25 protein-coding genes and 1 pseudogene are annotated in these 26,767 nt (G+C 43.6%); 14 read left to right on the forward strand and 12 right to left on the reverse strand.

The genetic code is table 11. The annotated features are described in order from the left end of the window. Window positions 1-126: 126 nt before the first annotated feature. On the reverse strand, window positions 127-378 hold the full coding sequence (locus L3V30_RS23240) for a hypothetical protein (protein ID WP_193243167.1): 252 nt from the start codon (window positions 376-378) through the stop codon (window positions 127-129). Window positions 379-793: 415 nt separating this feature from the next. On the opposite strand from L3V30_RS23240, the gene L3V30_RS23245 reads away from it, so the two are divergent. Then, the gene (locus tag L3V30_RS23245) at window positions 794-1,357 is read left to right on the forward strand and encodes a lasso peptide biosynthesis protein (RefSeq protein WP_237310040.1); all 564 of its coding nucleotides are present in this window, start codon (window positions 794-796) and stop codon (window positions 1,355-1,357) included. Here the strand turns inward: L3V30_RS23245 and L3V30_RS23250 are convergent. Together L3V30_RS23250 and L3V30_RS23255 are read right to left on the reverse strand one after the other, a co-directional pair. Continuing rightward, window positions 1,314-2,297 (reverse strand): transposase, encoded by a 984-nt coding sequence (locus L3V30_RS23250; RefSeq protein WP_237310041.1) that lies wholly within the window; start codon window positions 2,295-2,297, stop codon window positions 1,314-1,316. The genes L3V30_RS23245 and L3V30_RS23250 overlap by 44 nt on opposite strands. Continuing rightward, window positions 2,294-2,764, reverse strand: a pseudogene (locus L3V30_RS23255) (tyrosine-type recombinase/integrase); the annotation flags it as partial. The pseudogene L3V30_RS23255 and the gene L3V30_RS23250, both read right to left, overlap by 4 nt. An 80-nt stretch (window positions 2,765-2,844) precedes the next feature. Between L3V30_RS23255 and L3V30_RS23260 the strand changes: the two are divergent. After that, on the forward strand, window positions 2,845-3,765 hold the full coding sequence (locus tag L3V30_RS23260; protein WP_237310042.1) for an IS5-like element ISVal1 family transposase: 921 nt from the start codon (window positions 2,845-2,847) through the stop codon (window positions 3,763-3,765). 7 nt (window positions 3,766-3,772) lie between these two features. Here L3V30_RS23260 and L3V30_RS23265 read toward each other — a convergent pair whose 3' ends face one another. Further along, complete coding sequence (locus L3V30_RS23265; protein ID WP_237310043.1) at window positions 3,773-4,195, reverse strand: LysE family transporter; 423 nt, start codon at window positions 4,193-4,195, stop codon at window positions 3,773-3,775. Between L3V30_RS23265 and L3V30_RS23270 the strand changes: the two genes are divergently transcribed. Beyond that, complete coding sequence (locus L3V30_RS23270; protein WP_025594143.1) at window positions 4,145-4,618, forward strand: DUF4832 domain-containing protein; 474 nt, start codon at window positions 4,145-4,147, stop codon at window positions 4,616-4,618. The two genes, L3V30_RS23265 and L3V30_RS23270, sit on opposite strands and share 51 nt — an antisense overlap. Before the next feature lie 146 nt (window positions 4,619-4,764). Here L3V30_RS23270 and glpC read toward each other — a convergent pair whose 3' ends face one another. The 5 genes from glpC to L3V30_RS23295 all read right to left on the reverse strand — a co-directional run bounded on the left by glpC (window position 4,765) and on the right by L3V30_RS23295 (window position 11,489). Continuing rightward, window positions 4,765-5,991, reverse strand: coding sequence for an anaerobic glycerol-3-phosphate dehydrogenase subunit GlpC (glpC, locus tag L3V30_RS23275; RefSeq protein ID WP_004726856.1), 1,227 nt, complete (start codon window positions 5,989-5,991; stop codon window positions 4,765-4,767). Then, window positions 5,988-7,313 carry a glycerol-3-phosphate dehydrogenase subunit GlpB gene (gene glpB / locus L3V30_RS23280; protein WP_014257458.1) on the reverse strand — a complete coding sequence of 442 codons (1,326 nt, stop codon included), beginning with the start codon at window positions 7,311-7,313 and terminating at the stop codon, window positions 5,988-5,990. Before glpB ends, glpC begins: the two co-directional genes overlap by 4 nt. Further along, window positions 7,310-8,980, reverse strand: coding sequence for an anaerobic glycerol-3-phosphate dehydrogenase subunit A (gene glpA / locus L3V30_RS23285; RefSeq protein ID WP_237310044.1), 1,671 nt, complete (start codon window positions 8,978-8,980; stop codon window positions 7,310-7,312). Before glpA ends, glpB begins: the two co-directional genes overlap by 4 nt. Window positions 8,981-9,587: 607 nt before the next feature. Next, window positions 9,588-10,508, reverse strand: coding sequence for an IS5 family transposase (locus L3V30_RS23290; RefSeq protein WP_237310045.1), 921 nt, complete (start codon window positions 10,506-10,508; stop codon window positions 9,588-9,590). A gap of 726 nt (window positions 10,509-11,234) precedes the next feature. Next, on the reverse strand, window positions 11,235-11,489 hold the full coding sequence (locus L3V30_RS23295; protein ID WP_237310047.1) for a hypothetical protein: 255 nt from the start codon (window positions 11,487-11,489) through the stop codon (window positions 11,235-11,237). Between the two features lie 1,039 nt (window positions 11,490-12,528). Here L3V30_RS23295 and L3V30_RS23300 point away from each other — a divergent pair. The 4 genes from L3V30_RS23300 (at window position 12,529) to L3V30_RS23315 (ending at window position 17,130) form a co-directional block, all read left to right on the forward strand. Further along, the gene (locus L3V30_RS23300; RefSeq protein WP_140301970.1) at window positions 12,529-13,599 is read left to right on the forward strand and encodes a replication initiation protein; all 1,071 of its coding nucleotides are present in this window, start codon (window positions 12,529-12,531) and stop codon (window positions 13,597-13,599) included. A 519-nt stretch (window positions 13,600-14,118) separates the two neighbouring features. Beyond that, window positions 14,119-15,351 (forward strand): ParA family protein, encoded by a 1,233-nt coding sequence (locus tag L3V30_RS23305; protein WP_158297105.1) that lies wholly within the window; start codon window positions 14,119-14,121, stop codon window positions 15,349-15,351. Window positions 15,352-15,359: 8 nt separating this feature from the next. Further along, window positions 15,360-16,331, forward strand: a complete 972-nt coding sequence (locus L3V30_RS23310) for a ParB family protein (RefSeq protein WP_140134535.1) — start codon at window positions 15,360-15,362, stop codon at window positions 16,329-16,331. 613 nt (window positions 16,332-16,944) lie between these two features. Next, entirely contained in the window at window positions 16,945-17,130 is a 186-nt protein-coding gene (locus L3V30_RS23315) for a hypothetical protein (protein WP_118121315.1), read from the forward strand. 424 nt (window positions 17,131-17,554) lie between these two features. Here the strand turns inward: L3V30_RS23315 and L3V30_RS23320 are convergent, their stop codons facing one another. Next, window positions 17,555-18,070 (reverse strand): hypothetical protein, encoded by a 516-nt coding sequence (locus tag L3V30_RS23320; protein WP_140134533.1) that lies wholly within the window; start codon window positions 18,068-18,070, stop codon window positions 17,555-17,557. A gap of 140 nt (window positions 18,071-18,210) precedes the next feature. On the opposite strand from L3V30_RS23320, the gene mobH reads away from it, so the two are divergent. From mobH to L3V30_RS23340, 4 genes are read left to right on the forward strand one after another with little or no spacing between them, the layout of a single operon-like run. Further along, window positions 18,211-20,058, forward strand: a complete 1,848-nt coding sequence (mobH, locus tag L3V30_RS23325; RefSeq protein WP_237310050.1) for a MobH family relaxase — start codon at window positions 18,211-18,213, stop codon at window positions 20,056-20,058. Continuing rightward, on the forward strand, window positions 20,051-20,383 hold the full coding sequence (locus L3V30_RS23330) for a hypothetical protein (protein ID WP_140134529.1): 333 nt from the start codon (window positions 20,051-20,053) through the stop codon (window positions 20,381-20,383). Before mobH ends, L3V30_RS23330 begins: the two co-directional genes overlap by 8 nt. Next, window positions 20,358-21,905: a conjugative transfer system coupling protein TraD gene (gene traD, locus L3V30_RS23335; protein ID WP_025624834.1), complete on the forward strand. Its 1,548-nt coding sequence runs from the start codon at window positions 20,358-20,360 to the stop codon at window positions 21,903-21,905. The genes L3V30_RS23330 and traD overlap by 26 nt, the downstream gene beginning before the upstream one ends. Window position 21,906: 1 nt before the next feature. Further along, window positions 21,907-22,557 (forward strand): DUF4400 domain-containing protein, encoded by a 651-nt coding sequence (locus L3V30_RS23340; protein ID WP_140134527.1) that lies wholly within the window; start codon window positions 21,907-21,909, stop codon window positions 22,555-22,557. A gap of 858 nt (window positions 22,558-23,415) precedes the next feature. Here L3V30_RS23340 and L3V30_RS23345 read toward each other — a convergent pair. Further along, window positions 23,416-24,030 (reverse strand): hypothetical protein, encoded by a 615-nt coding sequence (locus L3V30_RS23345; RefSeq protein WP_237310052.1) that lies wholly within the window; start codon window positions 24,028-24,030, stop codon window positions 23,416-23,418. Between the two features lie 520 nt (window positions 24,031-24,550). Beyond that, window positions 24,551-24,904, reverse strand: coding sequence for a tRNA-binding protein (locus L3V30_RS23350; protein WP_237310054.1), 354 nt, complete (start codon window positions 24,902-24,904; stop codon window positions 24,551-24,553). 352 nt (window positions 24,905-25,256) lie between these two features. On the opposite strand from L3V30_RS23350, the gene L3V30_RS23355 reads away from it, so the two are divergent. From L3V30_RS23355 to L3V30_RS23365, 3 genes are read left to right on the forward strand one after another with little or no spacing between them, the layout of a single operon-like run. After that, window positions 25,257-25,607, forward strand: coding sequence for a hypothetical protein (locus L3V30_RS23355; RefSeq protein WP_237310057.1), 351 nt, complete (start codon window positions 25,257-25,259; stop codon window positions 25,605-25,607). A gap of 13 nt (window positions 25,608-25,620) precedes the next feature. Next, complete coding sequence (locus tag L3V30_RS23360) at window positions 25,621-26,004, forward strand: hypothetical protein (protein ID WP_225492290.1); 384 nt, start codon at window positions 25,621-25,623, stop codon at window positions 26,002-26,004. 11 nt (window positions 26,005-26,015) lie between these two features. Further along, window positions 26,016-26,474 carry a hypothetical protein gene (locus L3V30_RS23365; protein WP_140301938.1) on the forward strand — a complete coding sequence of 153 codons (459 nt, stop codon included), beginning with the start codon at window positions 26,016-26,018 and terminating at the stop codon, window positions 26,472-26,474. The last annotated feature ends 293 nt before the right edge of the window (window positions 26,475-26,767 follow it).

Genomic DNA, 26,767 nt, shown 5'->3' on the forward strand with positions numbered 1-26,767 from the left:
GAATATTCCAGTATGACCGCTTATAGTACTGCATCTTAATCTTCATTGTGATTGCGTTCAGAGCACCCATTGACATCGGGAGGAAGTCCTTATAGTACGTTTTCGTTCCATTGGGCTTCAGACCCCTTAAATGGGAAAGTGTTTTTCCTCATACTCGTCAACCAATGCAGCTAGCCTTTCAAGTTCGTCACCTTCGGGAGTGCCTGGTTCAGCTGCATCAAACAGAGATTCAATTCGCTTCAATGCGGCATTGTAATCACTTTCAGAAAGTTTAAGACCCAATTCATCCAATGCCACCGAAGCCAGTTCATCAACATGTGCAGTATAGGGTGTCATCCCCTCGACCAGTTCTTTTTCTGACAATCGCTTTTTACTCATAGCTGTATAGGTAGTTTCATACCAAGTAATAGAGATTCATACTAAGTATTAAAGTGTCATACTATAAGGCGGCGTTCTCCAATCGGTACGCTGCCTTTTTTGATTACGGATGTTATGGCTCTAAGAAAGTTCTGCCCCTTTATGCGTTAGAGCCGATGTTCGTAACATTTCCGAGCGTTCCTATTTGACTAAATTTATCTAATACGCTTATCGTGCAATCAAGTTAATATCTATCTAATGCTGATTAAAGAGGTTTCTATGGTGGCGGGAGTCCAAGACCATATTGTAGAAGTACGAGACTTTTTGCAAACAAGACTAACCAATATTCATGATATTCAAGCGCATCCTGATAACCTCCCAGTGCGGACATTGTCCGATGAAAAAAGACTGTTAGCTTTCCTGGCTCGGAGTTCATATGAAAACATTAATTCAACAAGCAGATCGATTATTTGAAGAGACACCAGATATCTATAAGATAAAGAAAGTCTTTTTCGGAATGTTAGATTATTTACATAAAAATGATTGGCAAGGAGCCTGTCATGCGAGTTCATCTATTATGTATTTGATTCTCAGAGAGCAAGGTGTTGATATTCAGCTATATCTCGGTGAGGTTAAGCGTGGAGACATAATTTTTGACCATTCATGGCTTGAGTATGATGGTCAGCCTATAGACGCTGCAATTAGTAATACGAATATTCGAGGTTTTAGCTTTCCCCCTGTTTTTTTAGGTTACGAGCTTACTCATTCAAATGTAGAGAGAACATCATCAAATTACTCATTTTTAGAAGGGGAAGGCTTAGGCCCAGAAATGTTATTTCACAGTAAAAACTCATTTGGACAGTATTTAGATGGGTTTTCTGGTAATCCTAATGGTTTATGGGGTGTGGCAAAAAACATGGCTAAGACAATCGGATATAAATTCAATATAGCTAAGGCTAAATCAAACTACAGCAATGAGCGTTGGCAACTAAAAAGCTAACAAATTGCTCAAGCCAGCTGCTAACGCGTGTCTGTTTGGCATTTCCTCGCAAGAAGCCATAGTCTCTGACACGTTGCATTCCTTTGGGCAGGACATGCTGCAGGATAAGCCATAAGAACTTCAGTACGGGCAGAGTCCGGGTTTGATGCGTGTTGGTTTGGCTGTCTAGATAGCGGAAGGTGACCTCGGTATCAGTGACTTTAATGATGTCTTTGTCTGGCAATACGCCCCGATAAAGATAACGGGAGAGATATTGAAGAGCGGGCAGTCCGAAGCCAACACATCGGCAGTCAACCACCCACTTGTTTGGTACGCTTTTAGGTAAGGACATGACGTCATCATGAACGATGGCATCGAGCAGTCTTGCTCGCCAGACTTTAGCGAGAGCGAAGGCATTAAACAAGTAACGTTTATTGCCCTTGTGCCATTGTTGTCGGGAAGCGTCATACCGGCCGCCAGCGACGATAACGTGGAGATGCGGATGCAGATTTCGTTGTCGACTGTGAGTGTGTAACACGATGGTAAAGCCCAGTTCTCCTTTATGTTCTCTTTGGGCGAAGTCTTTTAATACGCTCGAAGCGACAGTGAACATTGCCTGATAGAGTGCTTTGGGGTGCTGACGAGCTAGCTCCCTTAACTCATAAGGTAAAGTGAAGGTCGCCATGTAGTAATGAACGGGCAAGAGTTTTTGTTTTTGGCGCTCTAGCCAGTCTGATGTGGTGCGGTGTTGGCACTGAGGACAGTGTCGGTGACCACACGAGAGTGGCAATCGGTCATCATGATGGCAGTGAGAACAAAACCATTGAGAGCGTCCTTGTTGCTCGGTTTGGCAACGCAACATAGCGGCCATGGCTTGGCGGATATCATCGGTGATGTGAGAGTCATAATGCCGCTCAAGTTCATCACGATACTGGCGAAGCAGTTCGATAAAAACGCTCATGCGTCCTCCCATCTTAAAGTGAGGCGGTCAGCCAGTTGGTTCAACGCTATTGCCATGTTGTATTGTTTGGGTTGAGTTAATTGGGTATAGCGAGCGGTGGTATTTAAACTGCCATGACCGAGCAGGGTTTGCAGTGAACGTAGGTCAAGTCCTTGTTCAAGCAGGTGGGTGGCAAAGCAGTGGCGTAAGGAATGCGGGCTAATGGCAGAGCTGAGATGACACTCTTTGAGCACCTGTTTCATGGCTTTTTGTATTCCGCCTCTGTCCATTGGTGTGTTTTGTTGACCATTATTGCCAGGGAATATAAGAGTGGGATGCCGATGGGTAAGCCAGTGAGATCGAAGCGCATTCAGTGTTCTCTGTGGTAAGGGAATGAGTCTGTCCTTTCCGCCTTTACCTTCACGAATATGCACTTGCATAGCGCTACTGTTGATATCTTGAGTGGTTAAGTTGAGTCCTTCGCCAAGGGGCTTTGTTGCGTAATTCGATGGAACTAAATCAGGAAGTTACGATCTGATCGGTTACATCAGTTAATCATCGTAGCCTTATGCCGAAACCTCGTTACAAAACAACTAACTGGAAGCAGTACAATAAAGCCTTAATCAACCGTGGTTCTCTGACTTTTTGGATTGATGAGGAAGCGATAGCCGAGTGGAAGCAAAACAAACAAGGCAAGCGTGGTAGACCTCGCCGATTCAGCGACTTAGCCATTACTACCGCACTGATGGTTAAGCGCGTCTTCTCCATGCCATTGAGAGCGCTGCAAGGCTTTCTAGACTCAGTATTTAAGCTGGCTCACATCCCGCTTGTTTGCCCACACTACACCTGTATAAGCCGCCGAGCTAAGGAAGTTGAGGTTTCATTTAAAACCAAAACCAGAGGAGCAATACAACATCTGGCCATTGATGCCACTGGCCTCAAGGTTTATGGCGAAGGTGAATGGAAGGTCAAGAAGCATGGTACTGATGGGAAGCGCAGAGTCTGGCGTAAGCTGCATATCGCAGTAGATACAAGCACCCACGAAATAGTCGCAGCAGAGCTGAGCTTATCTAACGTAACCGATGCCGAAGTGCTCCCTAACTTACTCAAGCAGACACGTCGCAAAATCATTGAGATATCAGGTGATGGCGCTTATGACACAAGGAATTGCCATGATGCCATACGGATCAAGCGAGCGGTTCCGCTTATCCCGCCACGAGAAGGGGCTGCCTTCTGGGAGCAAGGACACCCTCGCAATTTAGCAGTAGGTTGTCAGAAGCTCTACGACTCCAACAAGAAGTGGAAAAAGCGGTATGGTTATCACAAGCGTTCGCTCTCTGAAACAGCCATGTATCGCGTGAAGCAGTTGCTAGGTGGGAGGTTAAGCCTGAGAAACTATAATTCTCAGGTTGGCGAAACCTACGCCATGATTAAAGCGCTGAACAAGCTTACAGGGCTTGGTATGCCTGAAACTCAGTATATTGTTTAATAATTATTCAATTTCGGACGACTTGGTTTTCTGTCCGAATTACGCAACAAAGCCTCGCAGAATCTAAAATTCGCCATGTTCTTGGCTTACTAAAAAGTGGGATCAACTTGTTAGCCAAATACACTAATCCATAAAACCAGCCCCCTGATGCGATCAGTGCCCCTATAACAAACAATAGTTTTTCATCAGGTTCCATTTGAGCAGTCACGCCCCCGAGTATCACCACCGTATCCAGATATACATGTGGATTTAAAAAAGTGATAGCCATCGCCATTAAAACGACTTTTAACCAACTCTGGGCAATGTCCGAATTTTCCAACTCTAGGTGACTTGAACCTTTCCAAGCTGATTTTGCAGATTGGTAGCCATACCAGAAAGCTTGGATTGGGCGATTGCGCAGCACGCTTCGACATTGAACCTGAAATCGCACGTGGTGCCGACTCAGTATCGTGATTTGTTGGACGATGCGTTGGCTCAAATTGGCTATCGTCTGCGTGTAGACACACTGGTGCACCCTGCTGAATTGACGCCGGGCGCGACCATGACGGTTCAGGCCTTGCTTGTGAACGAAGGGAACGCGCCACCGTATCAGCACCATTATCTGGCGTATCGATTGGTGAATGAGGACGAAGAAACCGCGTTTTTCAACGTCTCAACCGCAGATGTCATGCGTTGGCTGCCGGGTGAACACGCGACCTCCAGCAGTTTCACTTTGCCTGAAACGATCCCCACCGGCCATTACTACCTTGAGTTGGCCTTGGTCGATCGCCATGCTGAGGCAGAAGTGAATCTGGCCAATGAAGGGTTGCAGGCGTCGGGCTGGTATCGCTTATCTGACGTGACCATTCGTTAGGTCGACAGCCTTCGCCATGCTGTGGTGCGATAGACAGCAGCAAACGAAAAGCGAAAGTGACAGAAGAAAAGCGGGCAATGCCCGCTTTTTTGTACGTTGAGCGTTGAAACGACTTTCTTTGAAGACGCCTTTTTGGGGTTGGAAGACTAAGCCAGTGCTTGCGCCAGCAAGCTGACCGGGTGAATGGTTTCCAGCGCGGTGTTCTCTTCGATTTGCCATTTACAGGTTTCGCAGTCGGTGATCGCAAAATCTGCATCGGAGGCTTTGATCGAGTCAAACAGGTGCGAGCCGATTTTCATCGACACGTCATAGTTCTCTTCTTTAAAGCCATAGGTGCCCGCCAAACCGCAGCATTCGCTATCGAGGACAATCAGTTCTAGGCCCGGAATCATGCGCAGTAACTCAATGGTAAACATCACGTTGCCACTGCGTTCCAAGTGACAAGGCGTGTGATAAACCACTTTGAGGTTGACCGGTTTCATTTTCGGCGCATTGCCATTCATAAACTCTTTCAGCAGGAAGCGCGTGACGTATTCAATGTCGTTGGACACTTGGCTGTTGTCGACGCCGAGCACATGCGGGTATTCCTGTTGCAGCGTGAACGAGCAAGTTGAGGAGGTTGAAATCACTTTGGTGTGATATTCATTGACCGCAGTTTCCATGTTCTTCACGTTCAGCAATGCGTTTTTACGCGCTTTGTCATGAAAACCGTTGGCAATCAAAGGCACGCCGCAGCATTTCTCGTTGTTCAGCAAGCGCACGCCAATATTCATCGCATTCAACACCTTCACCAGATCTTTGCCCAATTGTGGGTGGTTGTAGTTGACGTAGCAGCCATGAAAGTAGGTGACTTGGCGCTGATACAGCGGCTGGCTGGTGCAATTTTGTTTAAACCAGCGACGGAACGTGCCGTGCGAGTATTTCGGCAACGCTTTGTGGTCATGCACGCCGATGGTTTTGTGCATGATTTTTTTCACCAATGGCATCGATGTGGCGAAGTTCACCACTGGTGCAAATGGCGTGGCCAGTGAGCCGAACAGGTCGGTGTGGCTCAGCACGTAGTCACGCATCAGTTTCGGATTGAGCGGTTTCTTGCCATGTTTACCCCGCGCGACGGCGATGATGTCGCCGATTTTCACCCCAGAAGGACACGCGGTTTCGCAGCGTTTGCAGTTGGTGCAGTATTTAAGCGCTTCGTCGTAATATTCCGGGTTTTTAATGCGCAGGCGCTCGCCATCCGGCCCGCACTGTTTCGGGCCTGGGTAATCTGGGTTGGCTTTTGCCACGGGGCAGTACACCGTGCAGACGGTGCATTTAATACATTGGTCAAAGCTGGTATTCAGAGGAGCAGCTTTTGAAAATGGCGCGTTCATGCGAGCACCTCCTGATCGAATGGGTTAGGGTGAGACGCTGACAATTGAGGTTCTAGGCATTGCATGATGGCGTGGTAGGCGGTGCCAATCGCGACGCCGCCACCGCACCCTTCAAACACGGGATCGTATCCCGACAACATGGAGCCGCAGCAGTACAAGTTTTTAATGGTGACGCCGCTGCGCTGTGGGTTCAATTGCGCGTTGGTTTCGACACCGAATGCCATAAAAGGGTGTGAACGGTCGGCAAAGAAGGCCGGATTGCGCCAATCAACGCGTGCTGGTTTATGCGTCACTTGCAAGCCAAAGATCGGTTCTTGGATGGCGTGTTGCTCGGCATGCAACCCTTGGCTGAAATAGCTGCCGGTTGCCATGATGTAGTTGTCAGCGCTGATGGCCATGTCGCGCAGGTTTTGCGTTTGCAGGCTAACCAGACGCTCGCCGTCAAACGTGCCGTTGACCACTTTGTCGCCTTTGAGGTGAATGCCACCCAGCAGCAGGAAGGTGCGACTGAGCGCCTCTTCAATGCGAATACCCAGCAGCGATGGTGGCATGGTCGGCACTTCGTGAAATTGCAGTTGCGTGGTGTCGCGTAGCTTCGTTAGCAGCGTTAGGCCATCGCCGTTGCCCATGATCGCGGGCATGATCACCAAGTCGTTGCGATTGGCTGCACGCATCAAACCATCGCATAGCGCGGTCCACGCGGCATCGTGTTTTAGCAAACGTGCAATGTCGATTGAGCGCAGCTCATTTGGGTTGCGGCGGTATCCGTCAAACCCCGGAATCGACAGGGTGACCGTGTGAATCGGCACACCTTGAAAATCGGGATGCTGGTGAAGGTTATCTTTCAGCATTTGTGGCTGAAAATCGCGATAGCCATCGATCGAAACCACCACAATACGCTCAAACGAAACTTCTTGGCGGTGTTGGTAAACAAATGGCTGCGATAGCCAAGTCGCTTTGAGTGTGCCAAGCGGCGTGATGCGCCCGTGATTGGCCAAATCATCTTGATGCGATAGCGGCACGTTCGCGGTGGCGAGCGTTTGACGAAACCATTCCAGCCCTTTTTGCAGCGTGCTACGACCCACCGTGTTGTACGGATGGGACGGCGCTTGTTGCTGTAATGCGTCGAGGGCATCAAACGGGTGGGTGACCGCGCTGCCATCTGGTAATTTCGCCAGCACATCAATGGAGCCGGAAGAGAAATGTAACGCGCTTTGACCCTGATTGATGAGCACGGTTTTTTTGCCAGCTTGCAGGCTGCGAATTGCAGCGGTATAACCCGCAATGCCCCCGCCGATCACGGCCACATCATAATGCATCATAATTCCGCCTCCTGTTTTTGTTGTTCTGCTTGAGGGTGTTCTGATTGAGCGGGCTGGGGCAGGTCGCTGGCACCGAGTAATCCTTCGTAAATCCAATAGCTGAATTCCGCTTCGCGCAGCGCATCACCCCAGAAAATGGGTTTGATGCCTTTCCAGCGCTCTTCTAGAAAATCGACCAACAATTCACTCGATTGACAGCCATCGACCTGACCATATTCGGAAAACAGGCTGGCCGCACGGTAGATGCACAGTTCGCCCTGACAAGGGCCCATGCCTAAGCGAGTGCGGCGGCGCAGATCGACCAAGTTGTTGACGTCGAGCTGTTTAATCGCGTATTCAATTTCGCCCGCAGTGACCATTTCACATTCACAAATAATCGCTTGGCTCTTGGCATCGTCAGACAAGAATTGCGTGGCGCGTTCACCATGGCGATAAATGGCGGATTCATACACCGGTTTGGCGATGCTGGCGGTTTTCTTGATGGCTTTTGGCGTTTCGTTTGACCCCGGCAGTGGGCGCGTGTGGGTTTCGCACGCCTGAGTGTTGCCCAGTTTCTTCGCCACTAAGTCGGTCGCCCATTCCGCCATTAAGCGGTAGGTCATCAGTTTGCCGCCGGTAATGGTGGTGAGGCCTTTGAGGCCGTCGCGCTCTTGGTGATCGAGCAAAACGATGCCGCGGCTGATATTCCGGCCACTGCCATCGTCATCTACCGAAACCAAAGGACGTACCCCCGCGTAGGCACGCAGTACGCGCGTATTGGCCATGATCGGCGCAAGTTTCGCGCCTTCTGCCAACAGCACATCCACGTCACGTTCGGTGACGTGCAAGTTGTCGATCTGGTCGTAATCAATGTGTTCGGACGTGGTGCCGATAAGTGAAATGGTGTCGCCGGGCACCAGAATGTCGGCATCGGAAGGTTTACGGCAACGGTTGATCACCAAGTTATTGATGCGGTAATCGAGGATCAACAGCGAGCCTTTGGCAGGGAACATCTTGATGTTGAGGTCGGCATATTCGCAGATATGTTGTCCCCAAATGCCCGCGGCGTTGATCACTTCTTTGGCAAAGATTTCAAACTGTTGGTTGGTGCCCAATTGCAAACAGCGTACACCGAGTATGGTATCGCCTTGGCGAATCAAACTGGTGACGATGGTGCGGTTGAACATGCGCGCGCCGTGCTCTTTGGCATCAAGGACGTTCGAGGCACATAAACGGAACGGATCCAGCGTGCTGTCGGGCACTTTCACCGCACCGATCAGCGCCGGGTTCACGTTCGGTTCGAGCGCGAGTGCTTCTTTTGGCGTTAAACGGGTCGCTTCGATACCGGCATTGCCGCAAGCCTGAATAAAGGTGTCTTGAAAGCTGAGTTCGTCTTCAGGCAGGGTAATGAATAGGCCGTCAGTCGCTTCCACACAATGGCGAGCGATGCGTTTGAGCGTTTGGTTTTCTTGAATGCATTCTTTGGCCGATTCTGCATCAGTGACGGCATAGCGCGCACCAGAGTGCAGCAAGCCGTGGTTACGACCCGTGGTGCCGGAGGCGATGTCATCTTTCTCTAACAGAATGCACGCGATGCCTCGCAATGCGCAGTCTCGCATGATGCCTGTGCCGGTCGCGCCGCCGCCAATGATGACAACGTCGGTTTCCATTCGTTGATAAGCCGTCATGACCTTTACCTTATGCAACTTTAATAAACTTACAACTAGTATGTTTTTTTTTATCATTTACGTTCGATATATTGCTCACAAAAGCGCGAACGAGCGTTAAATTGATAGTTTTGGTGATTGTTTCGTGTGGGTGTGGAGAAATTAACCAACAATGTTGCTGGTATTTAACAGGGTTAGGCACATATTTGTTACATGTAAATCGATGAAAACAGGAATAAATTCGCTAACGAGCTGGTCTGATGTGCAAGCGGAGTCAAGAACGTTGTTGGTAAATGAAAACGTATGATGCCTTGTTTAATAAGCAATTGCTCAGTTTATTAGGGTTTTCTTGATTAGAAAATGGCGCGATAAAAACTAACCCTACTGATGAAATGATCAAAATGATGCGCCAATTAACAAAAAACGAGTTTGACATTAACAAACTTGTGCTCGAACGCTCATAAATTTCCTTGTTCGATTTTCGAGAGTGCTCTTCTGTGTCAGATTTGCCCACACAAAGTTTGTGTACATAACTATAAACAGGACTCTTACTTATGACTCGAACAAAACAACAGGCTTTGTTGCTTAATTCGATGAGAAGACATGGTAGCCCCATGTTGTTCAGTTCTTAAACAACATACTGAGTTTCAGGCATACCTAGCCCTGTAAGCTTGTTCAGCGCTTTGATCATAGCGTAAGTCTCACCAACTTGAGCGTTGTAGTCCCTCAGGCTTAATTTCCCACCTAACAACTGTTTTACCCGATACATTGCTGTCTCTGAGAGCGAGCGCTTATGATAACCATACCGCTTTTTCCATTTCTTGTTAGAGCCGTAGAGCTTCTGGCAACCCACTGCTAAGTTGCGAGGATGTCCTCGTTCCCAGAAGGCTGCCCCTTCTCGTGGCGGAATGAGCGGAACAGCTCGCTTGAGCCGTATGGCATCATGGCAATTCCTTGTGTCATAAGCACCATCGCCTGATATCTCAATGATTTTACGGCGTGTCTGCTTAAGCAAGTTGGGAAGTACTTCGGCATCGGTTACGTTAGATAAGCTCAGCTCTGCTGCGACTATTTCGTGGGTGCTAGTATCTACTGCGATATGCAGCTTACGCCAAACCCTACGCTTCCCGTCAGTACCATGCTTCTTGACCTTCCATTCGCCTTCGCCATAAACCTTGAGGCCAGTGGCATCAATGGCTAGGTGTTGTATCGCACCTCTGGTTTTAGTTTTAAATGAAACCTCAACTTCCTTAGCTCGACGGCTTATACAGGTGTAGTGGGGACAAACTAGCGGGATGTTAGCCAGCTTAAATACCGAGTCTAGAAATCCTTGCAGTGCTCTCAACGGCATAGAGAATATGCGTTTCACCATCAGTGCAGTAGTAATGGCTAAGTCGCTGAATTGGCGAGGTCTGCCGCGCTTGCCTTGTTTGTTTTGCTTCCACTCGGCTATCGTTTCCTCATCAATCCAAAAGGTCAGAGAACCACGGTTTATTAAGGCTTTGTTGTACTGCGTCCAGTTAGTTGTTTTGTAACGAGGTTTAGGCATGAGGCTACGACGATTAATGGGTGTAGCCGATCAGATCGTAGCTTCTTGATTTAGTTCCATCGATTTAAGCAACAAAGCCTCAGTATGAAGTCCAAAACGGAAAGTTTCACCGAGTGCAAGCTTTACTTAAGTAAAGACTAATGTGTTGTTCGTATCAATGATGAGGTGTTGAGATTGTGACCATGTTGCTGTTATTTTGCACTGACATTTGATTCTCAGCTTTAGCTGAGCAATTAAGCACATCGGGTGGAAATTTACGTTTTTCTTGGTGGCGCTACTATTTCTAAACAGGTCTGAGCGTTTTGTTTGTTGTTATTTAGGTTCCTAACCAAATTTATCCGAAGCAAGTGGTTAACAACGCACTCGTCAGCTCACTTTTCTCGAGCTTGTAACACACATGAGCCCTTTTACGGTCAAAGGCAATCGCCTTCGTTCGGCTCCGTTAGCAACCAATGCACTGGAACTACAAAGTCGCCTAGGGAATTTTCCCCAAACTCAACTTATCCGAAGCAAGCGGTAATGAAAAGAATCGCCAACTTACTTCTGTTCAAAAACGAGTTTGAAAGCGTTGGTTGGGGCTGTGATGAAGAAACCAGTATGATACTTTAAAATTCAGTGGTAGCCCGATTCAGACTTGGTTGTAGAAATTAGTATGAATCTTTATTTTTGATCATGTCTAAGATTAAACGGTTCGATCAGGGTTGCTTGACTGTTTAGTATGAATCTTTATTCCTCTCCTACACCACCAAGTTCATTTTTAACCAGCCAACTCTTGTTGTTCAGCAGAGAAACATAAACACTCGAACATGCCCACGTTCTATCACTACTTCTTCTTTCGTAATACTCCGTTGCAAGCTCACACCTATAAAGCTCAGTAAGCTCAGTAAGCTCAAAGCTGTCAAACTCCAATGTAATGCCTTCCGATTTCAACAATCTATGACCGTCAACATCCTCAATCAAAATTGCCCAAAACTCTCTCATTTGTAACTAATAAGCTAACTGCTTATTCCTAATGAATTAATAAAGATCCAAAACAACATCGTTGCAGATTCAGTGGTAGTGTCACTTAAACTCAAGTACATAACTGTAATCACTGCAATTGATGTAGTCATACCGCAATGATTCAATCATACCTCGCTCACTTTCCTAAACGGACATCAGGTACACTTAACATTGTTAAGTTAAGAAAAATAGAAAAGTATTTTATTGTTTATTTTATAACCCTATGATCTTACCTCTGTTTACCTTTAGAGACTTATGATCACCTCTAAGATCTTATATATACCTATAAGGGGCGAAAAATCCACACAAGGTTATGATTATTAATAGTTTTTTTGTATTGCTGCGTATTTCTTTTTGGTGTTTCTGTATTTGCTTTTGTGCGGAATGATCATTTTTTTGTGTTGAACGATCATTTTTTTGTGATAGGTAGATTTAATTTTGTGATCTTTCGACTTTTTTTTGTGGCTACTTGAATTTATTTTTGTGGCAAATCACAGGTTAATAACAGCTTGTGCACAGGTTGTTTTATATGGTCATGAGGAACAAGGTTCACTTAAAGCATACATATATTTGTACATCTTAACTTTTTTTTGTGGTTGAGCACTTAAAATTTGTGAAGTTATGCTGGTTTTTGGGGAAAGTTGAATTTGTTTTTGTGCTAATTGTATTTCTTTTTGTGGTAATTGAACTGAGTTTTGTGGTTGTGTACTTTGTTTTGTGGTTGTGTACTTTTTTTTGTGGTGGGTCTATTCAGAGAGTTCATTTACAACTTGAGGTTTAGGAAATCCCAAGGCAAATGGTATAATGCATTAAAACATTTTAAAATCAATGGTTTATATGAATTATTGCATAGGGGGATATGTTCTTTAGGAGAATGCTACTACTAACAACTCGTGACATTCCTCCCATTGTAAACTGAGTTTTGTGCTAGTTTTTACTTAGCCTTGTGCTAGTATGAACTGAGTTTTGTGTCTATTGGACCGAGTGTTGTGGTGAAACAACAAATTTAAGTACACGTATGACGGAAATGAATATAGAGCTGGTTACTGAAGACCACTTAGATTATCACTTTAAAACGCATGGGTTAATTTATGCGTCAACTAGTCTTACATGCCGAATGATGGACATGTTCGCATTAATGCTAACCCATATGAAAGAAAGTGATTGGAACAAGAATAACGATCAACATTTTGTTCCTGAATACAGATTCAACACGAGTCAGTTAACTCAATGGTTTGATATTGATGTTAAGTACCTGGCTACAACCCTGAAGAAACCCGCTAAGTCTCTTGGCGAGAAACAAATAGGGATTGAAGACGACAAGGGGTCGTTCGCGTACTATCCGCTTTTAGCTAAAGTCACTTATGCTGATGGAACGCTTACAATTAAACCTAACGGCGAACTTAGACAGCTATACATCATCAACTCCCACAAAAACGGTCACGCCAAAATTGATAACAAGATATTTAAGAAGCTTACAAACCCTAACACCAAAAGAGTTTTTGAGTTTTTGTGCCGTTACCGTTCCAATCAGACTGAAATGTATTTCATTTCGGTGGATAAGCTTCAGGTACTATTTGGTGTTAAAACCGACAAGGGCAAAGTGCTCAAGAAAACATACATGAGGCATAGTGCCTTTATTGGTCGGATTATTGCCCCTGCACTTGCGGATATTGCTACGAATCCAATCGCTAAAGATAAGTTAGAAATCATCACTAAGGACGGACTACAAGGGTATGAGGTTGAGCCAACCAGTGATGGCGGTTGTAAAATTCGATTCTTGGTCAAGTGGAAGAACCAACTCAGCATTAAGGAAGCTGAAGCTTGTTACAGCAAAATATCTTCTTTGATGAAACAGAAGCAAGACATTGAATCTGAAGGTGGTGATGTTTTACCAACACTGCGTGAGATTCATAGTTTGTTTTTACGACTTGGCAATGAAGGACATGCTGAAGTTCTGGAAGCTGAAATAAATAAACTTGTTGAGAGCAATAGGATTCCAGATGAACCTAATGAAGAAGAACTGAAGCTGGCTGAAAAACGCCGTGAGGTAGACAACCTGTTTGAACAAATGTTCTTAAAAAAATGACTTAGCCAAACCAAGCAAGGCTCCCCTACCTTGCTTGGTTGATAAACTTTTCATAGTCACTATGCTGGCTGAAGATATGTATGCTTTCACCGGTCTTTACCAACCTTTCGTACTTGCCCAAGCTCAGAGTTTTATAGCCGTACCGACTTGATACACGAAACCTTACTGCTCCTTCGCTCAGCATTCTTAGTGCTTTCTCTGTTTTCTTTCTAAGTTTTTCGGGTGCGTTCTTAGGATAAATAATGTTCATGCCGGTCAAATCCTCTGTTTAATTTCATAACCTTATAGCTTCAAAGTATCACCCCATTAAATCTTTCCTAAATCCATAATCTATATGAGATAAGAAAATAGCTTATTACTTATTGTTTTTGATTCTGGCAAGAAAATGAACCAAAAAATACAAAATGAACTTGTTAAAGGTTCAATTTGCATGTAGTCTGGTTTTAACTTAAAGGACATACCCAACAGGATTAATAACGAATGAACTTCAAAGAAAAAGCTACCGACCTGGGAACCAGAATGTTTCATGAAAACGTATCGCTTAAAGAAGAACTGTTAGAACAGTCAGCGATTCGTTTTAAAGATGACCTTTTGGAAAATGGTGTAACGCGCCTAGTCCATAACCATGCTGTCAACAAAACTACTCTAGGAGTCGATATTCTTGGTTTATCGAAAAACACGTATAACAAACGAATCGCACAGTTGATTGAAGAAGGTGTTATTGATGAACCCTACTTCTACAATAGAAGCCACATGTTTACACTAGAGCAAGTGCATGCCGTAATGAACCACTTTGGCTTTGAAAAGTTCTCTGATAATCATGATTCAACAGTTGTGTTAGTCAGCAACTACAAAGGTGGTACGGGTAAAACCACGACGAACACATCACTTGCTGTTAAAACGGCGCTAGACCTCAATCTGAATGCTCGTGTTCTTATTATTGACCTCGATCCTCAAGGCAGTGCGCGAGGTATCATTAACGTAGAGGATGAGAGTGAGGAAGTTTTCATCACACTATCTGACTTGCTTCGCTCACTATTTAAAGAGTTTGATTCTCAAGAGTTTGTAAATGAAGCAACTGAATTCCAAGAAGCAGGACATAGCTTTGAGGATGTAGTTCTAGCGGCACCATTCTCGACACATTTACCAAACCTCGATGTCATGACAGCTTTCCCAACGGACGAGCAGTTTACAAAACTTTACTGGTCACTGGACAAAGAAAAGCGTGTTGAATTGCTAACAGCGTTTGCCAACAAAGTTGTGCCAATTCTGAAATCACAATACGACATCATCTATTTAGACCTACCACCTCAAAATAGCCCTATTACTTGGTCAGCTATTGAAGCTGCCGATATGATCCTTTCTCCCGTAACGCCAAGAACTTACGACTACGTTAGTACAATGTCTTACCTTCTAACTATGTCTGAGCAATTAGAGGATTTGCCATCTCAAGGTGACAACGTGAAGTGGTTCAAAATCTTGCCGGTAAACTACAACGAGGCGAATAAGCAAGAGCGTAAGACTTATGATCGACTTCTAAGAACGGTGGGTAGCGATATGATCACTAAGGCGATTAAGCATAGCCCGTTCTTCCATGAAGCTGCTGACAAGAATCGTACTATCTATGACATCATTCGTTCTGAAAGTACATGTACTGATATTCAATACTATGATGCAATCAATTCTGTGAACGAGGTATACAATACGTTTATCTCCGATTTGAAAGCGTTAACAAGTAAGAACAATAAGTAGGTAAATCAATGATGAAAAAAGGCAAGAGCTTGTTGACTGGCAGCGCCAAGTCACGCACTAGTAGCCTAACCAGCTCTCAGACTCGAACATATTTAAATGGGGCGGTAACGGCTAAGCGTGTTGTCATCCCTGCATCTGAAGTTGAGTCCAAAACAGATATTCACCCTCTCAACCCACGTAACCAGGAAGCACTTACGTTAGACGCTGTCAGAGACATTTTTCCGTCTATCTGTGAGAACGGCGTTAACCAGGAGGGTGTTGCTGTTAGATGCCCTACCACTGGCAAGCTATTGCTTCTAGATGCAAGTCGTCGTCGTTTTTCGTGTATCAATGGTGGTGTTGATTTACCACTGTGGGAGTTACAGGAAGATGTTAGGGACGATCAAATGCTTGGTATCATCAATGATAGCCAAGAGGTTAAGCGTTGGTCTTACCCTGAACATGCAAGGTATCTTTTGACCATAGCGGAACGTAAAGGTATTGATGTTGAAAATACTAAGGTTGAAGACTTAGCAGCAGCACTTTCAATCGGTAGGGAGTCACTACGTAAGCGACTCGAAGCGAATAATGTTGAGCTTTCAATGCGCAAAGTATTTGTGGATTTTGAGGGTATACCAAATAGTTTCTACAGCAAGCTTGCTAAATACCAAAGAGCACTAATTAAAGCGGGTAAAGAAATTGACAAATCAATGGCAGAGTTCAAAAAGAACCTGACTGATTTAAGCTATGACGTTTCTGAAAGCCAAAGGGAAACCTTAGATCTACTAGAATCGTTCGTCGTAGAAAATACTACCGGTAAGCCTAAAAAAGCTACATGGGAGACAAATAAGCTGGCTGAGTTTGAGGACAAAAACGCTTACGCAAAAGTAAGTCGCAGTGCTGATAGAAACATGGTGAAATTCGAGTTCTCTCGCATTGGTTCTGAAAAGATGAACAAGATTGATGCATACATCAAACGTGTTTTATCTGGTGATGAGTAAAAACAACCTTTCATCACAGTGATACTTGAGGCTATATATAACAAGGGGTTGGGCGATTATTTTAAGTAAAACAATGGGGGTTGTCACAGCAAAACAATGGGGGTTGTCACAGCAATAGTGTTGACGGATAGGTGATTAGCTTAGAGCAAGTGAAAGACCAAATCCCGTAACAACAAACGCGACAATAATCCCTACCTCCAACATTATGCTATTGATAATCGCTGACCAAGTAATCGCTTGTTTAAATACTCTGTTCAGCATCAGTTTATAAAGGAATAGGTAGAGCCAAGCTAATAGCAGATATATTGAGAGTGAAAGTAGCACCCAATGAATTGCATTCGTAATAACACCCACTCTGAATATTTCTATGAGCAGTATGGCAAGGAAGCCAAAGATTAAGCCAAATGGAAATTTCAACAATCCCCGACTCGCAACTACTTTGATTCGGGTTGTCCATGACGCTTTAGGTAGCAGGTAGCAAACGGAAGCGAAAGCGGGTATGGCTCCGAAAAAAATAAAGTAGAAAAACCACTCCATCCTATGCCTTTTTCTTTGGAACTAAAACGTTAATGATAGTCTGGATATAGTTAGCAACCAAATCAATGCGAACACTATGAGAGCAACGTTATACAAAAACTCAGGCTTGGAGCAGCAAGTAGAACGATTTACAGATGAGTGTGACCTTGAGCTTGCACTTGAAAATGTTATGGGGCGATTTCCAAAAGCAAAATTGATTGTCGATGGGAATCATTTTAAATGGGTTCAGGTGGGAGATAACCGCATTTTGATTAGTCGGTAACAATTGAAATGAAAAGGCTCTTGAAGGTGCGAACTTCAAGAGCCGGATGGTTAAACCATCGAGCCAGAACTATTAATGGGATTAGTAATAATGGCTGAGAAAATAATAACAGCTTTTCAAACCGGAAAGCCAGTCAAAATTGAGAGCATGAGTTGGGCTGACTTTCTTTCTATGCTTGACCAAATAGGAAGTTCACATCAAACAACACTACGGGAGCAATAAGCCGATGCAAGAAAGAATCACTAAGTTTCTAAGTGTCTATGCGATGACTGGTTTAATTGGGGTTGCCTTCTTTGAACCGACACTCAAACACTATGCATCAATTATACTCAACATTACTGGCTAGACGTACTGGTAAAAACAATAAGGGCAAGCTGAAATTGGCTTGCCCTTTCTTTATCTTAACTTTGTTAAGGTGACTTCCCTACTCCACCTCTCCGATAATCTCTGACATTGCATCATGAGGAATAATGTCAACTGCTTCATAGTGAACCTGATTTCCATAGCATGAGCGAACAAACGCAGCAGGAGCCATTCTGTACCCCAATCGGGACAGAATGAAAGAATAAAAGCTTAACTGCAATTGATCTGAAAATGTTGGGGATGCATGGGACTTGGTATCTACGAGAAAGTACGTTCCATCGTACTGATACATCTGGTCTATGCGTCCATATAGATTTAAGTCTCTGAACAAGCACGCAATGTTTTCTTCAGACTTTGCCAAGGTAGCCAAGCGCACAACAGAGGGCATGTTTTCATTGGTTAGCCAAGAATCTACGTTTTGTGGTTGTGGAACTGACTGAAGTTGATATTTGCTTACGGCAATATGGTGAGCGTAATGCTCAATAATGCCCTTAATTCGTGGTGAGATAGAACGGTGCGTACCCCAAGTTACGAATTGACTAGCAGAAAATGGATAAGTCGTTGTTGCAGTACGCATATCACTCTCTTGGATTTAGGAAACTTATACCGCCAATGTACCATTTAGAAGTGATTTCCAAAGTTTAGAGGTCTATGAAAATATGGTTGTTCTAAGAAAAATAGGTGGTATCTCGCCTTGCTTTTGGAGTGTATGAAAACATGCTTAAACGTTGGTTCAAGAAGCTAGTTTGGCAAGCTGATAAGCAAGCATTTGTAGACTCAAAGCGCGAGATGTATGGTTTAAGTAACCTCGATGACGATGCCATAGGATATCCTCCAAATCCAATAGGCATTCCGGTGGTTCAGCCTCATGTGTTACTTGAGCGTATGCAGGGGCAAATTAACGCGATCAGAAACGAAATCGGCGTTAGTAAAGAAGTCTTTAACGAATATATCTATCCGGTATTTGAAAGCTTCATTCGTTATGCAGACTTACTTCCCGCTTCGGAGTACAAACATCACGCCACTGGCGGCGGTTTAGTCTCGCATTCACTAGACGTTGCGCACCGTTCTATGAGAGCTGCGCAGATGACACATTTTCCAGTTACCGTTGGTAGTTTGACTGAAACACAGCAAAGTAATATCCAGTGGCGCACAGGGACAATACTTGCGGGGCTTTTGCATGATGCCGGTAAGATACTAGCAGATGTACAAGTTCACGATGGTAATGCGAAAACTTCAGAACGAGTTATTTGGGATGCTCAAAGCGGTACGACGATCCATGCTTGGGCTGCTGAACATCAGATAGAACGGTACTTCATTACATGGAACCGCGATAGGCATATGAAGCATCAAAATGCTTCATTGGTGATGATGGAGCGTTTGATTCCTGCCAAAACGTGGTCATGGTTAGAGAAGTGCTATGACGGTAAGCATATTCACTCAATGATGTTGGCAAGTGTCGGCAAAACAAACATGTCTCATCCGATGCCGCAAATTATTGCCGAAGCGGATAGCGCCTCCACGAAAGCTGATATGTTCTCTCGCAACTCTCACATTACAAAAGAGATCAAGCGAGTCCCGCTTTCAGAATTACTTTGCGACCTGATTCGTCATTACATCCTCATTGGAAAATGGAAGGTAAATGAGAAGTCGGCGTACCTGTGGTTTGTTGAAGAACAATTGTATGTAATTTGGAATAACGCTGTCCCTGAATTGGTCGAAGAAATGGTAAATGCAGGGTATAACATTCCGTCCGTCCCTGAAGTTCTAGCCCGAATCATGGTTGAAGAAGGACAAGTTACGAGTAATGGTGATGAACTGTATTTTGACATCTACCCTGAAATACTCGGTGATGCTAAGAAACCGGTGAAGGTTAAGGGTCTGAAGTTTCGTAATGTCCAACGTTTAGTTCTTGAGCCGGAAAAGCTCTACTCACTCAAGGAACACTCAAAGCGCCCGAAAGTAGCGAAGCCTGTACAAGAAAAGGTTGATGAGCCACAACCAAAAGAGCAAGTTGTACCGGATAGCGAGATTATTGAAGAAATATTTGATGAGCCAACTGATTACACTGTTAGTGGCAATATGCATAAACAAAAGACGCATGAAACCAGTAAAGAAACATTGGGGCGTGTGCTCAAAAATATTAGTAAATCTCTCACTCTAAAGGCTGTTGAAAGAAAACCGTCAGCACCGGTATCGAAACAGAAGCATGATGCACCAAAGGAAATTGAAGTTCCGAGTTATACCAAACAACACGAATCTGAATTTGTAGATGCAGATAGTTCAAGTAATACACCGGATGAAGCGACCGATAATGTGTCAACTGAACACTCCGAGTTAAACGAACAACCTGAACTATCCACTAACGAGAGTCCATCTATCGTTAGTTTTACTACTCCAATAGCCCAATTCATTGCCAAGCACTACGACTATGAAGTTCAAGAACAGTGTATTCAAGTTCCAAATGACGCAGTGATGGATATTGTCATGAAAGCAGAGTTAGAGCTTAAAAATGTCTCGATGCTTGATCTGTTTGATTCACCGGAGATTGTAATCAATGACTGATAGTACGAACCCGACCAAATACAACTTCCCTTACAGAACGAACTACGAAGCTTACTTGATCGCTACGTGGCTGATTGCCGCAATGGTTCTATTTTGTCTGCCTTATGTTTTTGAAGTACCCAAGCAAACGTATTGGTATGCGGCACTTGCTTGTATTGTCATTGGTGTTGTCACCGGTCATAAAGCTTTCGAAATTCATATTAGAAAGAAAAGACTAAAAGGGTATCCATTGGAGTTTATAGATCCAAGTAGCACTAAAACACTGAAGATGTTTGGTATAGATGGAGAGGTGATCGAGCGTGTCCAACGAAACAGTAAAAAATAGCTTATTCCTGGGGTGGGGATCTTCTGTAGGTTACAACGAGGCTCAATTAATCTACGACATTACCAAACGTGAAATGGATGACATCATTGGTAAGCAAAATGTCACGGAAGGAAGTGGATATATACATGGTATCTTGGAAAAAGAAGAAGATATCCGATTTATGTTCAAGTGGGCTGATTTACACACTCTTATCACGGGAGCTTCTGGCTCTGGTAAAACCCGCTTCTTCGATCTTGTCCTTACTCAGCTTATCTTGAGGAAAGAATGCTGTATTTTTCTAGATCCGAAGGGTGATAAGGACATTAGAGCTATTGCTGAACGAACATGTGCAGCGATGGGGGAGCCTGATAGATACCTCATGTGGCATCCTGCCTATCCAAGAGACACAATTAGGCTTAACCCTCTAAAGAATTTTTCTCGTTCTTCTGAGTTGGCTGCAAGGGTAACAGCACTTATACCGGAAGATGGAGACTCATTCTATCGAGATATTGCCAACACCGTATTGCAGTATTTGATCGACGCCATGCACTTAATTAACGAACAAGTTACGCTCACGGCAATTCGTTACTACTACGAACACTTTGGCTTGCTTATTGAAAAGGCGGTAGTTGCGTGGTGTGAAGCTAATCGAGTCGATTGGAAAGATAAGCTTTACTCGAAATTGGAATCGTCAACGAACGAAGAAGTGAGAGCGTTACTTTGTGTTGATTACTACCGAAACAGAGTTGCTTCCAAGTTCACAAATGCAACCATTGAATCAATGGCGAGTATGTACATCGACAAGCGAAGAACGTTGGAGCAATCAACGGGCAACCTGTTGGCTAACCTTTCTAAAGTCACTAATGGTGAGCTGGCAGAAATGCTATCTCCAACCAACCTAGATGATTCTCGCGGAGTATTCGACATGAAAAATATCATCGCTGACAACAAGGTGCTGATCATTGGTACGGATTCACTTTCGGATAGATTGGTTTCGAGCGCAATAGGGAAAATGATTCTTGCTGATGCGGCTGCTGTAGCTTCGGATCGCTACAACTACGGTGATGAAGATGACAAAGTCATTAATCTATTTGTAGATGAAGCGAGTGAAATGCTGTGTGAACCGTTAATACAAATGGTCAACAAAGCTCGTGGCGCAAGGTTCCGTTTATGGATAGCGACACAGACTGTCTCTGATTTTGAAGCTGAATTGGGTAGTAAGGCAAAGGCTGATCAAATAATTGCATCAACGAATAATTTCATAAGCTTTCGATGTGCTGACGTTCCTACTCAAGAGCGAGTCTTAGCACAGGTTCCAAAAACAAGAGTTCGATATGTGATGCGAACACAGGGCTTTAATGCTTCCAACGATGAGTTGGATGGGTTAGGAGCGAACATTGGTGAGCGTTTAATGGAAGAAGAAGCTGACATGTTTCCAATGCAACTAATGGGACAGCTCCCTAACTTGGAGTATGTTGCCTCGTTTGTTGGGGGGAACCTCAAAAAAGGTCGTGTACCTATTCTAGCGAAACCAAGGAAGTAATATGGCAAAGGACAAGAAAGATACAGGGCTTATTATTACGCTAATTTTTACTCTGGTAATGCCGATATTATTAATTGCGACACTCTTTTTACCTTCTGTTGTTGAGTCCAGTATGCAGCAAGAGTTGGAAAATATGTCTCTTTTTGTCGGTACTGATGAGGCAATTGAAATTTATGAATCTGTGTCATATCTGTCGGACTCGCTACTAGTGGATTCGGGCTTTATACAATGGTGCCGAGAAGTGCTGCTGCCAGTCGAGTATTTGAAAGGACAAGATATCAATGACAGGCTGTTCTTCAATACTGGATTTTGGAAAAGTGTAGATCAGGCTATTTGGGGCTTGGCGCTCAACTTGGATTTCGTTCTACTCAGACTGTGGGGGTTGAAAATCTGGATCGCGGCAATGATTGTCTTTACCGTTGCATCAATGATGAGTGGATATTGGATACGAGAGATTAAGAAGCATGGCTTTGAATACTCATCACCAATGAGGCATGGCATTAGTAGGCGAGTTCTGTACTCATTACCGCTGGTTGCACTGTTCTACATTACAGTTCCCCTGGCACTTCCAGTTTATTTTGTACCGATAGCTTGCGCTGTCTACTCAATGTCGGTCATGACAATTGTAGCGAACACAATCAAGCGAGTGTAGCAGTAGTTAATTAAGGGGTCGGAGAGTGTAAGTTTGATGCCTCCGATCCCCTGTTTTCCCTATGCTTTATTCAATATTCAACTCTTAGTCTATTCTTGATCTGTAGAGTACCGCTTTTCGAAGTGTAGATGGCGTGGAAATGAAGTGACTAGCTCTACTCACTCCACACATGAGGGGCATACTCTTACAATGTGCAATTCCGCCGAATAGGCGGCGTGTGGCTTCATGGCTTAGTTGCTTGCAGCGCTAGGAGTCACATTATGTGATCTGTCAGAACCTCCGCCGAATAGGCGGCTAAACCACTGCCGAATAGGTAGCTGACAATAGTAAAACACGATCACATGTTCCAACTACTGCCGAATAGGCAGAGAAACAATAGAAGCCCGTCTATTATTGGCGGGCTTTCTATATCTAAATCTACTTTTTCGCTTTCCCATAAAGCTAACAACACCAATATCCTGATCACTGATTTCTTTCCTTATTGCTGTTAGCGTGTGTGTTTAATCTATTCAGAGGCAAAAATACATGAGTTGTCGGTGGACAACAAAGATCGAAACTCTGACGATAAAGTTCGCCACTTTTACATTAATTATTGAAACTTTATAAGGAGCAGTGCTTACAGGATAAGCACTGCTCCTTATAAAGGATATTTAATCTCAGAATCGTTTTTGGACAAAAGTCATTTAGAGTAATCACTTAAATTAGCAAAATACGGATAATTTTAGGTATGGGAAAATCGCTTAGTGAAGTGTCCAGTCTGGCTGGAGCAGTTCACTATATCACTTAGGGACAAAATAGATTTACAGGCGAGCCTAAAGCGCTGTACCCAAGCTAGATACAAACTTTTACAATGTCCTACTAAACAGGAGTTCCTATCCCATCATAGCTCTTAAACCTATTATCATGGCCGTGAGCGTAGTTTCCTGCGGTGTTAACATACTCTGCAATAACTTTTTGGCGTGCAATTAGATACGACCCGATGAAGAGTTCAGGTTTTTGTCCGCTCAAATCAGTCAAGTAGAAGTACTGTTGGTAGAATAGATCAATAGAAGTTGAGAAGTCAGGGAAGTGAGTCAAATCGACCTGGTTCATTCGGGTAAAGAAGTCTCTATCGAATTTCAGGATCATCTGCCAAATGGTTGAAAATTTTGCATCAGAATTTACCATACCAAACTGAGAGGCTGTATTTAAATCATTCAATACGTATTGCCTATCACCACCAACTACAGTATCCATTCGCGATATGAGCTTAGATTTCAACCTTTCAATTTCGTTTTTATGCCATTGAGTTAGGTCAACATCTTTTGGCTGATATCCCAACATCAAGTACAAAGTATCGTCTCTTTCAATAAAGTTTTGCATGATGGGGGAAAACTTGCGTAGCGAAGCAACTTTATGTCTCTCATTAGGTATGGCGACAACAAAGAAGTGAAATATACAAGCAGCATTTACTGAGATTACCAAGCTTTCCATTGTGTTCGACAGGTCAAAGATAGCTAGGACTGCAAGTGAGTTACAGAAACAAATAAAGCTTAGATTATTCGCTTTGTCCCTGACTAGGAATGGTTTCAATACTTTGATAACCACATGCTTAACCAACTTAGTTAAGTTACCTTCCCTAAGATGGGTATTATGAGTAAAAAAAACTATTTTGATTGAGAGTTCTTCTGGGATACTTAGTCAAATAAAACAGTATTATGTTTAGCGGAACTAACCACTGCATTGCTATTCACCTATCCTGATACAATAAGCAACCATTTTAACATGGTAAGACCACAACTCACCAGACATTACACAGATAAGAAAATGTAAGTCAAACCACCTCAATGTGATTCATGAGTCTGAGCTGCGCTGGCACGGAAAGGGGCACTTCTGAGTTTCGAAGTGCCACCTGTGAACGTTCTGGACAGAAGCGCGTTAGAGATAAGAAATCTAACGTACTTTACTAGGATTAGAAAAAGTATCTTGAAACCTTAAACGTTTGTTATGTACGTTACCCTGCTCTAGCGCCATTAGGCATTTCTGTTTCTGGACAGGCTAGACATGGTTGTAGTTTATCTTCATAGCCAATGTCGAACAGCATACCTTGAGATACTTCACCTGCCATTTTTCTTTCTGGCAAATTCACCACGAACAGAGCTTGCTTACCCTCAATTTCTTTTGGGTCTTCACGTTCTTGTTTTATACCTGCCAATATCGAACGCTTATGGTCGCCAAAATCGACTGTTAACTTCATGAGTTTGTCAGATTTGGCTACCTCAGATACCTCTTCGATTAAACCCACTCGAATATCTATTTTAGAGAAATCATCAAACGTAATTTCGTCTTTAATTGGGGCATATTTCATACTTCTATCCTCAAATTTCCCACTAGCACATAACGCTTATTAGGCGACACATAGTCGTCTTTCATCCTTCGATAGTGCAGTCTTTTTCATATTAACTCAACTGATAATTAATAAGTTATACCACATGAAGGGAAGTTAGACTGCAAGATGTCTCCTAATGACGAGAATGAACAATTATCAACTCCATCGAATAACTTTTAGTAGGGTAAACGCACGCCCCCTAAATGTGTAGAGTATTAGCTCTGAACGATTTTGGGGCAAAAGCTTGCTACAGCAAAAGACAAACTATGACAAAAAGCGTCGAAAAGTTTCGAACTTTATTGTTACTTCTTGCTTTGAGTTGGCCTATTGAGTGAAATTGAGTTTTGATCTTTATTGTCAGTTCTTTGCTATAGTGTCACGTAGCAATCTGCCCCGCGTAACAGAAAAGTTTCAATCTTTGTTGTTCAGCGACATGAGTAATAAGGCTATTAAGCTTAATGAAGCCAATCAAAGGTTGACAGAGCTAATTAATGAGTTGCAGGAGCGTGAGCGTGAATATGACAAAGCTCTTGAGCATTCTGCAAACTATTTAGGTAACGATGAGCGTATAGAGCAGGGTAGGGACGCAAGGGCTCAGGCTTTATTAGAGAGCGTTTCAAGCGTTAAGAAAGAGATAGCGAGTCAAACTCAGGTAGTGAAAGAATTGGCAGCTAACTATTAGGTGGGGTTAATTCATGGCAGAAAAATGTCCTTTCTGTGGTGCTCTTTTTACAGTAACCGAAGTTGGAGGCGGTGGGATTTGTGGGGCTTGTCGTGAGCCTATTGATTGTCCTTATTGCAACGAAACGGTTCGAGAAGAGCGTACTACAGGATTTTTTAAAGAATCGCTTGTAAAAAAACCAGAAAGTCGTCTTTCTCAACATCTGGGGATTACTGATGAAGAATGGGATGAAATGGACGTTGAACTTAATGCAGATACCGGTAGTCATGACGAAATGACTTATTGTTATTGGTTTGAAGTTCCAGAAGGTACACTGCAAGAAATCCTAGATAAAACGGGGTGGAAAGTTGGAGATGTTATCAATGGCATTCCAATTTCGGTTGTTGATACTGAATAGAGGAAAGTTCGTTGAAGTTAGATGACTATTTATTTCATACGATTGAAAATTCGGACTTTCTTTCAGGCTTTGTTGTCGGTCATTTGGTGCTTGAGTCATTAATGAAAAAAGCAGTAGCTAAGTATGACCAAGGGTTAGGTAATTACGCAGATAAGCTAAAGTTCTCTGGTCTTGTTGGGCTGTGTTTCGAAGTAGGTATATTTACGAAACCACAGCAAACCACAATGAATGCAATCAATAAGATGAGAAATAAGTTAGCACACAATCTGGAATATACTCCTTCAAGACAGGAACTGAAGGCGGTTTTTGAGCTAGCAAGCGACTCTTTCTCTGATATCTCAGATGGAATATCACAAGGCATAGATACTTTAAGTGATCCTAGCTGGAAGCATGAAAAAGGTGATTACACTTTGTCGGACTTGTTTATACAAATCGCATATGACTTAGACCTTTTCGATGAACACTCATAGAAAAAGTTGTTCATGCCTTTATGCTCTTTTAACCAAACCTTAAAATCTACCAAATACATAAAACGTACAATCAATTCATTTAGATAGAGCGATAGCTTAACTTTGTTAAGTTGTCGCTTTTTTTTACCCCTTAGATAATTGCGCCCACTGTGAAGTCTTTCTTTCTCGTAAACGCCCCATGAACCCACGGGGCGATCTTGCTAATGTTTGAAGTTCCAAGGCAGGAGCGCATCGATATCAGGTTCAGCTTTCGCTAATTCCTGCATGCACTTGACCATGTAGTCGTAGAGGAT

It is taken from the genome of Vibrio sp. A1-1, from assembly GCF_021728175.1.
Taxonomy (GTDB): domain Bacteria; phylum Pseudomonadota; class Gammaproteobacteria; order Enterobacterales; family Vibrionaceae; genus Vibrio; species Vibrio diabolicus.

Coding starts and splice junctions, on each gene's coding strand:
- L3V30_RS23240 (WP_193243167.1), bottom strand. CDS start 378: ATGAGTAAAAAGCGATTGTCAGAAAAAGAACTGGTCGAGGGGATGACA.
- L3V30_RS23245 (WP_237310040.1), top strand. CDS start 794: ATGAAAACATTAATTCAACAAGCAGATCGATTATTTGAAGAGACACCA.
- L3V30_RS23250 (WP_237310041.1), bottom strand. CDS start 2,297: ATGAGCGTTTTTATCGAACTGCTTCGCCAGTATCGTGATGAACTTGAG.
- L3V30_RS23260 (WP_237310042.1), top strand. CDS start 2,845: ATGCCGAAACCTCGTTACAAAACAACTAACTGGAAGCAGTACAATAAA.
- glpC (WP_004726856.1), bottom strand. CDS start 5,991: ATGAACGCGCCATTTTCAAAAGCTGCTCCTCTGAATACCAGCTTTGAC.
- glpB (WP_014257458.1), bottom strand. CDS start 7,313: ATGATGCATTATGATGTGGCCGTGATCGGCGGGGGCATTGCGGGTTAT.
- glpA (WP_237310044.1), bottom strand. CDS start 8,980: ATGACGGCTTATCAACGAATGGAAACCGACGTTGTCATCATTGGCGGC.
- L3V30_RS23290 (WP_237310045.1), bottom strand. CDS start 10,508: ATGCCTAAACCTCGTTACAAAACAACTAACTGGACGCAGTACAACAAA.
- L3V30_RS23295 (WP_237310047.1), bottom strand. CDS start 11,489: ATGAGAGAGTTTTGGGCAATTTTGATTGAGGATGTTGACGGTCATAGA.
- L3V30_RS23300 (WP_140301970.1), top strand. CDS start 12,529: ATGACGGAAATGAATATAGAGCTGGTTACTGAAGACCACTTAGATTAT.
- L3V30_RS23305 (WP_158297105.1), top strand. CDS start 14,119: ATGTTTCATGAAAACGTATCGCTTAAAGAAGAACTGTTAGAACAGTCA.
- L3V30_RS23310 (WP_140134535.1), top strand. CDS start 15,360: ATGATGAAAAAAGGCAAGAGCTTGTTGACTGGCAGCGCCAAGTCACGC.
- L3V30_RS23315 (WP_118121315.1), top strand. CDS start 16,945: ATGAGAGCAACGTTATACAAAAACTCAGGCTTGGAGCAGCAAGTAGAA.
- L3V30_RS23320 (WP_140134533.1), bottom strand. CDS start 18,070: ATGCGTACTGCAACAACGACTTATCCATTTTCTGCTAGTCAATTCGTA.
- mobH (WP_237310050.1), top strand. CDS start 18,211: ATGCTTAAACGTTGGTTCAAGAAGCTAGTTTGGCAAGCTGATAAGCAA.
- L3V30_RS23330 (WP_140134529.1), top strand. CDS start 20,051: ATGACTGATAGTACGAACCCGACCAAATACAACTTCCCTTACAGAACG.
- L3V30_RS23340 (WP_140134527.1), top strand. CDS start 21,907: ATGGCAAAGGACAAGAAAGATACAGGGCTTATTATTACGCTAATTTTT.
- L3V30_RS23345 (WP_237310052.1), bottom strand. CDS start 24,030: ATGGAAAGCTTGGTAATCTCAGTAAATGCTGCTTGTATATTTCACTTC.
- L3V30_RS23350 (WP_237310054.1), bottom strand. CDS start 24,904: ATGAAATATGCCCCAATTAAAGACGAAATTACGTTTGATGATTTCTCT.
- L3V30_RS23360 (WP_225492290.1), top strand. CDS start 25,621: ATGGCAGAAAAATGTCCTTTCTGTGGTGCTCTTTTTACAGTAACCGAA.